The sequence below is a fragment of the Undibacterium sp. GrIS 1.2 genome (assembly GCF_040544435.1).
Lineage (GTDB): Bacteria > Pseudomonadota > Gammaproteobacteria > Burkholderiales > Burkholderiaceae_D > Undibacterium.
Genome location: NZ_JBEONP010000045.1, coordinates 1 through 14228, shown reverse-complemented (window position 1 = coordinate 14228; position 14228 = coordinate 1). Strand labels below are relative to the sequence as shown.

The following is a 14228-nucleotide window of genomic DNA, read 5'->3' as shown; positions in this document are numbered from 1 at the left end:
GTTATTTATGACCGATATTCTCTTGATCCGCCACGGCGAAACCGCCTGGAATGCGATCCGCAAACTACAAGGCCACTTAGACGTTCCGGTCAATGCAGAGGGTACGCGGCAGGCAAAAGCTCTTGCTGCGGAATTACAAAATGAAAAACTGGATGCCATTATTTCCAGCGATCTGCAACGTGCAGTGCAAACCGCCGGAGAAATCGCTCGTCTGCAAGGTATCAGCACACGTATTGATGCTGGTCTGCGCGAACGCTGCTTTGGCGGCTTTGAAGGTTTGTTGTACAGCGATCTGCCACTGCGCTTTCCGGAGGCTTACGCGGTCTGGCAAGCACGTGATCCTGATGCACCGTTTCCACCCGGAGAAAATCAGGGAGAAACCATACGTCAGTTCCACACGCGGGTCATGATACATATCCTGCATTATGCGAAACAATTTGAAGGACAAAAAATCGCTTTGGTGGCGCATGGTGGCGTACTCGAATGCGCCTATCGCGCCGCTAAAAATCTGCCACTAGATGCGCCGCGCGAAGTCACTTTATATAACGCCAGTATTAACCGCTTTCGATACGACCCGACGCTGGCAAACGGTTTGCAATTGATCTCATGGGGTGAGATTGAACATCTGAATCATGATCTCACTGACGAAATTTAACGAGATTGCATCAGAGTTGCAGCTTGAGTTGAAGCTTGAAAAATTCAGAATCGGCTTAAGATACTCAATGCTATTTATGTGCATTGCGAATGCTTAGTCACTAAGGAAACTCCATGGGCCTAGATTTACTCAATTTAAAACAAGCGTCCAATGATTTTGAGAAATCGATGGAGCGTTTGATTGATCAAAATGTAGCGCCTTTAGTTGAGCGCTCAATACAGCAAGTGAGTACGGAATTATCCCAAGTTATCCAGCAAGCCGGCGCGCAGATTGATCGTAATATTGCTGTACTCTCAGAAGAAATTCACAACCAGCGCAGCATGACCAAGGACGATATTAAAGCCTTGATTGATTATTCTACCGAACAAATTGGCGCCGCATTAGATCAGCGCATCCTCGCCATCAAGCATGAGACTTCCACCTTGATCAATGAAAAAGTGGAGATGCTAAAAGCAGAGCTGGAAGATGCTGCAATCACCAGTCGTAAGACCATGTATGTGAACGTAGCGATCTCCATCGGTGCTGCGATTTGCATGGCGATCATCGGTTTGATCTATAAAAAAATCTCGCTGGGCGAACTCAATTTGCTGAACGTGTTCCGCGTCACTTTGCTGTCGTGTGCGACATTTACGCTGGTGCTGTCCGGCTTAAAAGGCTTGCAGCGCTGGCGCGGCATGAGGCGTGCAAAAAAAAGCGTGGCGACGGTGGCCATTTCTTATCTTGGGGTATTGCGACCGAACGGCGCAATGGGATTATTTTTACTCAGCGTAGCATTATTAGCCGGGTGGATGGCGCTATATCATTTCGTCAGGTAATCGCCTGCTAACGCCACAACAATCGCTAATAAAATCCTAAACAAACTGCACTACGCTAACGGCGCTGACTCTCTGCAATATAGCAGAACGAGCGATACGATCATCTACTCCAATGGCAACAGCGATGCCTTAGCAAAAGATGACCGTATCGATGACGTCTATTTATTTACCCGATTTACCCTGCCACACCGCCAGCATATCCGGCGATGCCTGAGCGCGGATGCCGCTGTCTGTCAGAATAGATTCTGTCGAATCCACCATAGCTTTACGAGGCAACACCATGGTCTCGCCAGCGCGCTGATCAAAGTGGATCGTCACAAACTCATCTTTTAAATCGCGTAATAAAGTCACCAAATGACGCAAGCTGCGCACTGGCACGTTATTAATGGAATACACCACGGCACCAAAACGGTTGCTGTAACCCGACGTTAATTTGTGTGGAAAAAATGGCGCGGTAACGACGACTAATTCTTCACGCGCAGCATCAGGCTCATCACCCCGACGTGTCACCAATGGGCTTGCATTGAACGCAAACGCATTCAACCCATTTGCATTAGAACTGATAAATGTCAGAAACTCAGCAGTAGCGCGCGAGAATGCAATCGGACCATAAATAAAATAAGACGGATAGCCGCCGTTTAAATCGGGGATCAGCAATGGGCGCGAAGCAACTACGGGCAATTGAATCTTCAGCTGCTTGCCACTACGCATGACTGTCAACGGCACCTTGCCATTTTTTGCCAGTTGTTGCACCCGATACTGAAATTGCACCCGCAAATTAGGTCCTAGTTTAACCATCGCCTGATTATCAATCGGTGAATCGCCGATGTGCGTAATAACATCAAACTCCTTCAAAGGATAAGATGCATCGCTTTGCGCAGGACGATGCACAATCGCGCCCTCTACCGTTTTATCTAATTTCAGAAAAATCCGCATCGCTGGATTTTCCAGAGTTTGAATATCATCATGCATTGCTGGTTTGCCGTCATAAACGCCATCACCAATGTCGGCTAAAAACAAATCGATCTCTTCGTTAGGAATGATGTAACCAATATTTTGCGCACCATTGATACCGCTAAATGCCAGCCCTACCATTTTGTCGCCTGCCATGACCGGACCACCGCTGTTACCCGGATTAATTGCAGCATCAATCTGAATGCGCAAACCTGCTGTGGAATAACCATAATTAACAAACTCAATCCGCGACACAATGCCTTTAGTGATCGACAGCGAACTACCACCGATCGGATAACCGTACGCTAATACGGCATCACGGACATCGGGTAAAACGCTAGCACGCGCTGCGGGTGCATGAGTATCAAAAAACGATTCATCATCTAGCTTCAAGATCGCCAGATCAATCCCGCGCGCGATTGCGACTACCGTGGCAGATACTTTGTCACCAGACTGATTCGCCTGGATTTGTACCTGACTGGCATAGCCAACTACATGCGCATTGGTCAGAATCCGCTTGCCTTCAATTACGACACCAGATCCGGTGACCTCTTGCGGTGCGGCTTTGCTCCATGGCTTAAATGGATCAGGTCCACGCAGCGTAGAAAAAATCTTTACTACTGAATTCTCCAACATCGCTGGCAATACCGTCGTGGACGGCAAAGTAGACGGCGCCGCTGATTGCACAGCAGGCGACTTTACTGGCGCAACGATTGTTGGCGTGGTTGAGATGGGCGCAGTTCCAGCACCCGGTACATCTGCTCCCGCTGCAAAAGCAGAACTGCTGATCGCCGGACTCAGCACAAGCGCAATTGATAAGGCAGCAGAAACCGTCATCAGGCGACTTCTGACCGTGCGACTTTTAACTAAAGGAAAAATTCTAAATTGGATCATGTGCTTGACTATAAAAAGGATCAATCGGAAGACAATTCATACCATCACCACGCGGCGCAGCAAATGCAAAAAAAGACTGCGTGAATTGACACAATATACACGAAACCTCTTTCAAACTTTGCGCAATTGCGAACCGAAACGTAACAATTTATTTCTCGAATAATCGCGGGCTATTCTGGAATCAAAAAACTACGGGTCAGCATTCTAAAGGTCAACACGTAGGACTTAAACTTAAGCCAGCTAATATCTTGCGGCAAAAAGTATTTTTGTTTTGATGAGTATGTTTGCACATCCCGCCCATAAATTATGGCACCCATTACACGATGTGATTAGCCGGCTTTAGCGCATTTCACATGTTCAGCACATCCTGCAATATAAATATACTCCTTATCAGTATATTTAATTTGTCCATACAATATCTGGACAATTAAGCATATTTATAAAAAATTAAGGGGAGTATATTAAATGCTAGGTTTTATCAGCAGATAGCAATCAACCGATGCCCTTTCGACGACACACACCAGAGATATCTATTAAGAATATTAAAACCGCTCGAACCTAGTCGCAGAACACACTGGATTGACTTAACTTTATGTTCCAAACCTGCTGTTGTTAATTTATTATTTATCAACTAGCATCACTTATCGCTTGAAAGCCACTGGCTATCCTTGCATACTTGTTGTCCGATCATCGAATTTTGCAGTTGGTCGCATCATCACCAAAAAATCTTCAAGCAGCATTTACAGTGCTATCGCAGTAAAGAATTTGTCCAGATTCTACTGAACCACATGTCCACACTACTTAATCAGGAGATCGTATGAAATTGATGCGCCACGCCATAAAAATATCTACCCTCAGCATTTTGCTCAGTGCCGCTTTCGGCTTTAGTGCTCTGCATGCAGCACCGGTCGCGGCCGATACCAGCAAGGATAGCAAAGACAGTAAAGATCAAAAACCAAGCAAACAAGCCAGGCAAGCTACGCAGAACTATAAGCGCTACTCGATAGAACAGTTTATGGCGACCACCAGTATCAACGGCGCATCGTTTAGCAAGGATGAAAAACAAATACTATTCAACAGCAATGAATCCGGTATTTTTAATGCATACACCATCGCGGTGCAAGGCGGCAAACCGGTAGCATTGACTAAGTCGAGCACCGACAGCACCTACGCGATTAGCTATTTTTATACCGACAACCGTATTCTGTTCACCCGTGACAAAGGCGGTGACGAAAACAACCATGTGTACGTACGCGAGTTAGATGGTTCGGAAAAAGATCTGACACCCGGCGATAAACTCAAAGCGGAATTTGCTGGATGGATCAATGACGGTAGCGGTTTTTATCTTGTCAGCAATGAGCGCGACCCCAAGTACTTCGACATGTATAAATACGATGCAAAAACCTACGCCCGTACCCTGATCTATAAATCGGAAACTGGCATGAATCCAGATAGCATCAGCGACGACGGTAAATGGATTGCGCTTGGCAAAACAAATACTACCTCCGACAGCGATATCTATTTATACAATACCGTCACGCGTGAGACTAAACTGATTACGCCACACCAAGGCGCTGCCGGTCATTACATCGCCAATTTTGATCCCGCATCAAAACGGCTGTTCTATGCCTCCAATGCCGGTGGCGAATTTACCTCTATCCGCACGTATGATCTAACGAGCGGCATCACGAAAGAACATGAAAAAGCAGATTGGGACATCACCGGTACCAGCTTTTCACAAGACGGACGTTTCCGGATTAGTGTCGTCAATCAAGATGGTAGTACCGTCATCCGCGTAGTCGAAGGCGCGGCAGAAAAACCTGTCGCTCTGCCTAAATTACCAGGTGGTGAAATGCGCGGCACGACGTTCTCTGCCAGCGGCAATCTCATGGCGTTTTATGTGAATGGCGACCGGTCGCCAAATAACTTATACGTCCATGATTTTAAAACCAAGCAAACCCGTCAGCTGACACAAAGCCTGAATAAAGAAATCAACCCGGATGATCTCGTCGAGGCCGAAGTCGTTCGCTTTACGTCCTTCGATGGCACCGTCATCCCTTCGATTTTTTACAAACCTAAAGGCGCCTCTGCCAATGCCAAAGTCCCAGCCATTGTGTATGTACACGGCGGCCCTGGCGGCCAGACCCGGCGCGGTTACAGCTCGCAAATCCAGTATCTGGTCAACCACGGTTATGCCGTCCTCGGCATCAACAATCGCGGCAGCTCTGGCTATGGCAAAAGCTTTAATACCGCCGACGATCGCAAGCACGGACGCGAGCCATTGTGGGATTGTGTCGAAGCCAAAACCTACCTCGCTAGTCTGGGCTATATCGACCCGGCACGCATCGGCATCATGGGCGGCAGTTACGGCGGTTATATGACGCTTGCCGCGCTGGCATTCCGCCCAGAAGCCTTCAAAGTCGGGGTCGATATTTTTGGTGTCAGCAACTGGTTACGCACTTTAGAAAGTATTCCACCGTACTGGGAAGAACAGCGTAAAGCCTTGTATGACGAAATCGGTGATCCGGTCAAAGATAAAGATTTTCTGATCGCCACCTCACCGCTATTCCACGCTAACGAAATCCGCAAACCACTCATGGTCGTTCAAGGTGCAAATGACCCTCGTGTGCTCAAAGCAGAAAGCGATGAAATCGTTGATGCCGTGAAAAAGAATAAGGTGCCTGTGGAGTATGTCGTCTTCGCCGATGAAGGCCACGGTTTTAGCAAAAAGAAAAATCAGGCAGAATCCAGCGAAAAGATTCTGCAGTTTTTGGATAAATATTTAATGCCAGTTGGAGGGACAACAACTAAGTAATCAAAAAGGTTCCTGAATCTAGATTCAGGAACCTTATCCTCCAAAGTCCTATAGTGCTGTTTTCATAGACCATGACATCGATATAAGTTGGCTTCATACAAACCAAATATGAGTGGGCAGAAACCCAAGCAATCTCATCCGTGCCTTCGCAAAGGGTTTGACATTTGAGAACGGATCTTTTCTTTAAGAATGAACCCTCACGATTGAGCGCTGCGCTGCTGCTCTCCTTGATAGCTCACGCCCTGCTGTTGAGTATTAGTTTAGGAGGTCAGACATTCGGGCTTCCCGGTTTTAACTTTCCCTGGAAAGAAAAACGTCTGGGAGCTAATGATTTACTCATCCTGCTCGAGCCAGCGCAATCCTCAACATTGACATCTGCTCCGGCACCGAACGAACTATCCATGTCGACGCCAGCCGATGTGGGCAAACCCGCCTTATCAAGCACGACCACATCAACCATGATGCCAGATCATGCGGTTGACCATAGCGAGGTCAACCCCGTGTTGATACCTCCGCCAGAACCCGCGATGACGCCGGTAGTCGTCCCTGCTCCGCATACGGAGCCGGTCATAGCCACACAAAAACAACCCGATCTGCAAGCAACTACAGTACCAATAACCCCCATAGCGCAAACTGCGACGACTCAAGTTACTAAAACTCCCTCACCCGATAATTCGGATAGCGCATCGTCAAAACAGATCAAACAAGATACGCAAGAGCGAGAACCTGAGCGGATAGCACTTGAGCGTGAGGAGCAAAACACAGAACAATTGAAACAAACAGAACTGATAGCGACCGCTCAGCGAAAAAATAAACAACAAGAGCAGGTCAGACAGGACTCTGCACGCTCTGCACAAATCGCTGAAAATGAAGCTGCTCAACGGGAACTCGAACGCCAGAAGGTCGAAAGTCAGGAACTTGCCTTGCAGGAGGAATTGCGACGAGAGACACTGCAAAAAGAGCAAACAAAGAAAAACGAACAGGCTCAGCAAGAGGCAGTTCGCCAAGAACTCGCCCGAGCTGATGCATCAAGATTAGAAGCGAGCCGCAAAGTAGTTGCACAACAAGAACAAACCAGACAAGCCCAGCTTGAAGCAGCGCGGCAAGAGCAGTTACGACAAGACGCTGCACGCTCTGAGCAGGCTGCCAGAAACGAAGCCACACGCAAAGAGGCTGAACGCCTTGAAACAGAACGTCTCGAACTTGCACAGCGAGAAAAACTGCGAAGAGAAGCAGCACAAAAAGAATTGGCAAGGCAAACCGAGCAAGCTCAGCAGGACGCGGCTCGGAAAGAACTGGCCCGAGCTGAAACTGCTCGGCTAGAAGCGGCTCGACTAGAAACTGCTCGCAGAGAGTCTGAGCGACAAGATCAGATCAGGCAAAAACAACTCGAAACAGCGCGGCAAGAACAGCTGCAACAAGAAGCTGCACGCACAGAGCAAACTGCTAGAAACGAAGCAGCGCGCAAAGAGACGGAAGGTGCAGCAGCCCAACGTCAGGAACTTGCCCGGCAAGAGAGTTTGCGACGAGAGAGTCTGCAAAAGGAACAGGCAAAACAGGAACGGGCGGAATATGAGGCGACGCGTGAAGAGCGGTTGCGCGCCATAGGGCGGCAACTCAACGAGGAGGCTGCTCAGCGCGATGCGGCTTTGAAAAAACCGTCACGCACGCTGCCGCCCACAGTAAGCAGTCTTCGTCGTGGATGGCTACTCGGACGCGCCGATGCAAACGCCGATCTCGTCCTCTACGCAGAGGCAATGAGCAGGAAAATCGAGAGAAACATGGCCTTTGATATGGTTCGTGAATTAGTAAAACAGCCTCACGTCCAGCCATTAGTGACCGTAGCAATCCGTGCAGATGGCTCCGTAGAAAAGGTGACTTTCGTCGTCTCCAGCGATGTCGCCGCTATCGACGACGCAATACGAAAAGTCGTAGCCAGCCAGGCGCCCTATCCCGCGTTCACGCCTGCCCTGGCGCGTCAATACGACGTGATCGAAATTCGCCGTACATGGATATTTGATGTGACGATCCGCCTGCAATAACGGTGAGTTCATTAAAGCCGTGTTCATCATTTGAACTCATCTCGCCCGAATGAATGGAATGCATCCTAACGCAGAAGTGAAATGCGCCGCAAATCGCCGCCAGCGCAAAGAGTTAATGTAAACACGGCGTCATTTTCGACTGTAATGTTAGGTTTTATTCGTCTTGCCATCCGAGGCTGGGTGTTCTCGCTTGCGCGGGCAACCAATACTCCAATGCACACAGCGCCAACTCTACTGACACTCCTTCAACGAAGAAGCCACGATGTTCAAGCGCTCGCAAATTACAGCTACTTTTCGCATCTACGCAAATAATTAGATTACCAAAGTCGACGCCTTCTCCGATACAAGCGACAATGAGCTCCGTGCTCAGTTGAAGGTGCTCGTTTGCAAAAGACAAAACTTCTGTTTCATTATTTGTGCGAACTACTTCACACGCAGCGGCAGTATTAGCTACATTTAGCTCAATTTCGAAGTGTGTCCCAGATCGCATTCAGTTGAAACCTAACGCTGAGTTGAACGGAGTTGCGCATGACGCACATAAACCGAACAGCAATTAGTTGAAAAAATTCTGATCATCGAAAGACCAAATTGCGCAGCTCCTGCGTCGAGCGCCATGATAAGCAAAGGACTAGGATTCATCGCGCAACCGATCTCGTGCTTCCTGCAACAACACTGTATATTTTTTATCGAATGGCGCAACTAAGTTTTTTTCGAAAACACAGCAAAGGTTCCAGAGCGCTCGTTCTTCAGCTTGATCTTCGATGACCAATTTATCTGTGTTACTGAAGCGTTGGAGAAATTCAAATAGGACGATAGCCTCATCGGCAGTAATCGTTAAATGAACATCAGATGGATTTTCATGGGTCATTTGTTTACTGCTTAACGTTGAGATGAAGGGATCGCCTTCACAGGTATAAATGGAAGTGTTTTCATTATTAGCGATTCCCTATCGATCGCCTTGTTATGTCTTAATTTTATTGAGACGATACTGCATTTCATTCCTAATACCTTCATCATGGCTATTCGCGAATTTTCTAATTGAGTCGAAAGCTTCTTCAGTGCCAATTTTAAACAAAGCATGACTAAACCACTTGGCTATCACATCTGAGTCGGAGCAGTTGTAATCTAGATGATCGAAACCGCCATTCAGAACATCGTTTATAAAACTAACGCTTGATGGATGTGCAAACTTCTGAATGCCCATGGTGATTTCTTGATGTCGATGGTGCCCCTTTATCACAAGAAGGTGATTAAGCGTGTCAACTTGAGTAATGCTATTTCTTATCTCAAATGTCGCGTCGATCAGGAGTTCGATTTGGTTTTCATCTTTCTTAGCAATCGCACTTTGAACCGCATTAGCTATAAATTGTGCTTTGCTTTCCTCGTCGACTTTCATCGTGTCCCAAAACTCCTCGACATTTTTGCGATGCTGTTTGTATGACTCTTGAAAGTCACTATTCATGGTCATTTCCTAATGAGACATAACTTATGTCTTTTAATAATCAAATCGAACCGTAAAGTGCGACAAATGATGAGACTACAACTTATAAAAGTTGGACGCTCGCACTATATTTTTCGGAAAGAGCTTGGTAAATACATTAACGGAGCAATCGTTTTGGTGACTTCTCTAGATTTGTAGCGAACCTTATGCTTGCAGATCACCCCTAGATATAACGAAGATAGTTTTCTTTGGCCTACCGATCTATATTCGGCACAAAAACAATATACTCCCTATTATTTTTAATGAAATCTCATTATTGACCAATAATTACATGGACAACTAAAATATACTAACTATTAGTATGTATATTTACTTCAACATCAATACCGGGGCAGCCGCACTGCTGACAAAGATGAAAATCTGTTTTTAGGTCAAAAGATCGTAACTGTAGAGATTACATTTTGCTACCGTTAAGGTATGCGGAATCTAGCTATACTTCTGCGACTTCATCACATCGTTAGCACGCCTCGTTTGCTCATGATCATCCGCATATCATCTACAACCATCGAAAAAAACAGACGTATGAAGGAGTAATCCTTGATACGCCTGTTATGTTCAACCCAGATTTTTCAGATCAGCATCATCAACTGATTGATTAGTTTCGATTAGTTTATCGAAACCTGTTCTGGCATGGCGGATGAATGATGATTTAAGATCAGCCAGTCGTTTCCTACTTTTTTATACACGTAGGTGTAACGCGCCTGTACTTTGGAGTGCTTGCCATCTTTGGTCAGATCAAAGGTGTAGACGCCGCTATCGATTGCGGAGTCTACATCTAACAAGCGAATCTGGCGATAGTTGATGACGCCCGTTGGCTTGAGCACCAAAAAATGCTCGAAATAATCAGTAATTTCAGCGGGCGTAGTACGCACCTGGTTTGATACGGTCGGTTGCAACATAGCCTTCGGGTGGTAAAGCTTGACGACCTCTGCGGGCTTGCCGGTACCGAGTGCTGCGTTCCAGCGATCAAATAACTTGGAAATTTCTTGCTCTGCCGCATTGGCAGGCGCGACTACCTCGTTACCGTAGACTCTTGGTAGGTCTTTTGCAAACGCAGATGAGCCAACTAACAGTGAAATAGCGAGTACAAGGGATTTCATATACATCTCCAAAAAGTCATTAAAAGTGTGTCGCAGCTTGTGATTGCGATGACACACTATGACTTGGCAATAGAATCGCCACATCCGCTTGCAGACATAGGCAAAGGTATGCTACTCGGCATATACTATTACGTATGCCAAACACTCCCCACCCGACTGCACACGCCTTGCGCAATCACTACCGCGATCAGCAAGCCAATACTGCCCGTCTGAGGTTGCTATCTGACGCCGGACAGGTGCTGACAACTTCCCCAAATAGCGCAGCTATTCCCGCCATATTGGGCTATGCGCTGGAGTTTTGTGCGTTCGAATCTGGCACGGTCATGGTGGCAGACAATGGTGCGTTGCGGGTTGAGGCGTCTCGCGGTGATGTGCTGCCGGGTGGATTGCGTTTTTCAGCACAGGGAACACTGGCGGCAGCACTAAAGTCCGACGCAAACCTGATGGTGCGACAAAACAGTGTGAGCCGTATGCTATTGCCCGCCGGAGCGATGGCGAGTCTGGAACTTTTACTGCCACTGCGTGCTGCGGGCAACCCGGTTGGTATTCTGCAATTAGTTAATCGCAAACCCATACCCGTTCCGGTTGAGGCTGACTTACAAGCACTCTCTACGCTGGCCAGTATGCTGGCGCTGGCATTATCGTCGGCACAATCTCTACCAGCAAGTAATTTGCAAGCTAGTAGCAAGCAGAGTAAAGCCTTATCCCAGCAACTCACCCCGCGAGAACGTGAAGTGCTGGTGCTGCTGCCTCACGGACTGACAAATGCCGACATCGGCTTACGGCTGGGGATTGCGACGGGCACGGTCAAGGTGCATGTCGAGAGAATTATTCATAAATTAGGACTCAACGACCGCACCCAAGTGGCAGCACGTGTAGTAGAACTTGGCTTTGGCAATTCGGGAGCGACATGAAACACAGCATACAAATCAAGATGTCACAGTGGTGGTCAAATCAACCGCTACGCTTAAAAGGTTTAGTGGTGATTGCGGTACCGGTGCTGGTGCTGCTGGCGGCGCTGGTATCCGGTTATGTCATGAGTCTTGAAAGCCGGCAAGCGCAACAAGGCATACACCGCACGCTGCAAATTCAGCATGATATTCAGGAGGTGCATACGTTGCTGGCCGAGGCAGCAACCGGTGTCCGGGGTTATTTGCTGACGGCGCAAAGTAATTTTCTGGAGCCCTACCGGATCGCAGAAACCGATCTGCCAAAACCGCTGCAACGCCTGCGACTACAGATCCGTGATCCACAACAAGTCGTTTTGCTTGAACGTGTCGCAGCGTTAGCCGCAAAAAAAGCGAAGGGCTCCACCATCTGGTTGAGCTAGGCAGCAATACTCCCTCGTCCACCCTGATTCCTATCCTTGTATCAAACAAAATGGTACTGGACGAACTACGTCGTAGTATCGACATCATGCGTACGCGCGAGGAGCTGTTGCTACAACAACGTGAAGAATATGCAGAGCAAGTTCATCAGCGTGCGATGATTGCCACTGCCATTGCAGGTATCGCCGGAGCGTTAGGTGCGCTGCTAGCGGTGCTGTTATTTTCAACCGGTATCGTCCGCCGGGTGCATCGTCTGGCCGACAACGCCGAGCGACTGGCCCGTGGTGCGCCGCTGGTACCGGCAGAACCTGCCACAGATGAGCTTGGACAACTCGCTAGCAGACTGGATCATGCGAGTCATTTGCTAGCCACACGCAGTGCCGAGGCAGAAAAAGCTTATCGTGAAGCGGAGCAGGCCAACCACGCAAAAACGGAGTTTCTGTCGCGCACCAGTCATGAATTACGCACGCCATTGAACGCGATTCTAGGCTTTGCTCAATTATTGGAACGTGATCTGCAAGAACCAGCAGCGCGTGACAGCGTGGCGCATATTCTGAAAGGTGGCCGGCACTTACTGGCACTCATCAATGAAGTGCTGGACATCGCCCGTATTGAAACGGGGCTAATTGATATCGACCTGCAAGCCGTTGAGGTGGACAACTTGCTGCGAGAAGCGGTCGCGCTGATCACACCGATCGCCGATCAAACCAGCATCAACATTAGCATCAAGCTCAACCAAGACATCGACACAGCAAATCCAATAAATCCAGCAGACCAGCCTAAAAAAATCTATGTTCTGGCCGACCGCAAACGCTTGTTGCAAGTGATGCTCAACTTGCTGTCAAATGCAGTCAAGTACAACGAGCCCAATGGCAGTGTCAGCCTGCACGTCCTGGTCCAAGGACGCAGAGCACGGATACAAGTCAGCGATACGGGCAAAGGTATTCCCGCCGAATTACAAGAACGTTTATTCACGCCATTTGACCGTCTTGGCGCAGAACATCGTTCCAGCGAAGGTACTGGACTTGGCTTGGCGGTATCGCGCCAAATTGTACGGGCAATGGGTGGCGACATTGAGATGAACAGCAGCCCCGGAAAGGGCAGCACGTTCTGGATTGATTTACCGGCCGCAGACAACATTGCCATCAACCCGGTGACCTTAACACCGGCTCCTATTCAACCGAGATTGCTACGCAGCTGCACGGTGCTATATATAGAAGACCAATCGTCCAATCTGGCACTGGTCGAAATTCTGCTATCACGTCGCAGCAACATCACATTGATCAGCGCCTCATCCGGTTCTGCAGGCCTGGCATTGGTGATATCACACCGTCCCGATCTGATCTTACTCGATCTGCATTTGCCAGATATGGACGGCGAACAAGTACTCGCCTCTGTCCGCGCAACACCAGCGATGCAGGGAACACCCATAGTGATATTGAGCGCAGATGCATTACCCTCAACGATAACGCACATGATGTCCGTAGGCGCCAATGCGTACTTAACTAAACCACTTGATGTCAGCTTATTTTTTTCGACTCTGGATCGATTACTGTCATGAATATTACCGATTTACTCGTAATGCGCATCCTCATCGTTGACGACAAAATAGAAAATATCAACGTCTTGGAAGACATGCTGGCACGCGAAGGATTTAGTAATGTCGTCAGCACTACCGACTCACGCAGAACCCTGGATCTGGTTACCGCTTTCGATCCCGATCTGATATTACTCGACTTGATGATGCCGGACTTAGACGGCTTTGCGGTGCTGGAGCAATTGGCCAAACGTACGCCACCAGATGAATTTCGCCCCGTGATGGTGTTAAGCGCAGATGTCACGCAAGAGGCCAAGTGCCGCGCCTTGTCGCTAGGCGCAAAAGACTTTCTGACCAAACCCTTTGATCTGATAGAAACTCTGCTACGCATCAGCAATCTATTAGAAACCTGTCTGCTGTATAAACGCTTAAAAAATCTGGCGTCAGCAGAAATGCCTTTGCCGACATGGGCGAGGAAAGACGGGTAATAAGAGAGCTTCTTGCAAAATACCCAAACCAGTAAAGTCGAGCATGGGTGTGGCCACTGTTGCGATTGGTTTTCTTGTTTGAAGCGGCACATGTGACAT

General features: G+C 48.1%; 12 protein-coding genes. 8 read left to right on the top strand and 4 right to left on the bottom strand.

Annotated elements, in window-relative coordinates; all coding sequences use genetic code 11:
• The first annotated feature begins 7 nt into the window (after window positions 1-7).
• Window positions 8-655, top strand: coding sequence for a histidine phosphatase family protein (locus tag AAKU61_RS17130; protein ID WP_354334222.1), 648 nt, complete (start codon window positions 8-10; stop codon window positions 653-655).
• A gap of 113 nt (window positions 656-768) precedes the next feature.
• The gene (locus tag AAKU61_RS17125) at window positions 769-1470 is read left to right on the top strand and encodes a hypothetical protein (RefSeq protein WP_354334221.1); all 702 of its coding nucleotides are present in this window, start codon (window positions 769-771) and stop codon (window positions 1468-1470) included.
• Window positions 1471-1632: 162 nt separating this feature from the next.
• Here the strand turns inward: AAKU61_RS17125 and AAKU61_RS17120 are convergent, their stop codons facing one another.
• Window positions 1633-3318 (bottom strand): S1C family serine protease, encoded by a 1686-nt coding sequence (locus tag AAKU61_RS17120; protein WP_354334219.1) that lies wholly within the window; start codon window positions 3316-3318, stop codon window positions 1633-1635.
• Between the two features lie 817 nt (window positions 3319-4135).
• On the opposite strand from AAKU61_RS17120, the gene AAKU61_RS17115 reads away from it, so the two are divergent.
• Together AAKU61_RS17115 and AAKU61_RS17110 are read left to right on the top strand one after the other, a co-directional pair.
• Window positions 4136-6133, top strand: coding sequence for a S9 family peptidase (locus AAKU61_RS17115; RefSeq protein WP_354334217.1), 1998 nt, complete (start codon window positions 4136-4138; stop codon window positions 6131-6133).
• Window positions 6134-6336: 203 nt separating this feature from the next.
• Window positions 6337-8175, top strand: coding sequence for a TonB C-terminal domain-containing protein (locus AAKU61_RS17110; RefSeq protein WP_354334215.1), 1839 nt, complete (start codon window positions 6337-6339; stop codon window positions 8173-8175).
• Between the two features lie 628 nt (window positions 8176-8803).
• On the opposite strand, the gene AAKU61_RS17105 is transcribed toward AAKU61_RS17110, so the two are convergent.
• The 3 genes from AAKU61_RS17105 to AAKU61_RS17095 all read right to left on the bottom strand — a co-directional run bounded on the left by AAKU61_RS17105 (window position 8804) and on the right by AAKU61_RS17095 (window position 10776).
• Complete coding sequence (locus tag AAKU61_RS17105) at window positions 8804-9043, bottom strand: hypothetical protein (protein WP_354334213.1); 240 nt, start codon at window positions 9041-9043, stop codon at window positions 8804-8806.
• A gap of 93 nt (window positions 9044-9136) precedes the next feature.
• Entirely contained in the window at window positions 9137-9637 is a 501-nt protein-coding gene (locus AAKU61_RS17100; RefSeq protein WP_354334211.1) for a hypothetical protein, read from the bottom strand.
• Window positions 9638-10281: 644 nt separating this feature from the next.
• Complete coding sequence (locus AAKU61_RS17095; RefSeq protein WP_354334209.1) at window positions 10282-10776, bottom strand: SgcJ/EcaC family oxidoreductase; 495 nt, start codon at window positions 10774-10776, stop codon at window positions 10282-10284.
• Window positions 10777-10910: 134 nt separating this feature from the next.
• Between AAKU61_RS17095 and AAKU61_RS17090 the strand changes: the two genes are divergently transcribed.
• Genes AAKU61_RS17090 through AAKU61_RS17075 form a run of 4 tightly spaced genes read left to right on the top strand, consistent with a single transcriptional unit; the run spans window position 10911 to window position 14129 of the window.
• Window positions 10911-11690: a helix-turn-helix transcriptional regulator gene (locus tag AAKU61_RS17090; RefSeq protein ID WP_354334207.1), complete on the top strand. Its 780-nt coding sequence runs from the start codon at window positions 10911-10913 to the stop codon at window positions 11688-11690.
• A complete protein-coding gene (locus AAKU61_RS17085; protein ID WP_354334205.1) occupies window positions 11687-12106 on the top strand; it encodes a CHASE3 domain-containing protein in 420 nt (139 codons plus the stop codon). Before AAKU61_RS17090 ends, AAKU61_RS17085 begins: the two co-directional genes overlap by 4 nt.
• Before the next feature lie 50 nt (window positions 12107-12156).
• Window positions 12157-13665, top strand: a complete 1509-nt coding sequence (locus tag AAKU61_RS17080; protein WP_354334204.1) for a hybrid sensor histidine kinase/response regulator — start codon at window positions 12157-12159, stop codon at window positions 13663-13665.
• Window positions 13662-14129 (top strand): response regulator, encoded by a 468-nt coding sequence (locus AAKU61_RS17075; protein ID WP_354334202.1) that lies wholly within the window; start codon window positions 13662-13664, stop codon window positions 14127-14129. The genes AAKU61_RS17080 and AAKU61_RS17075 overlap by 4 nt, the downstream gene beginning before the upstream one ends.
• Window positions 14130-14228: the final 99 nt, after the last annotated feature.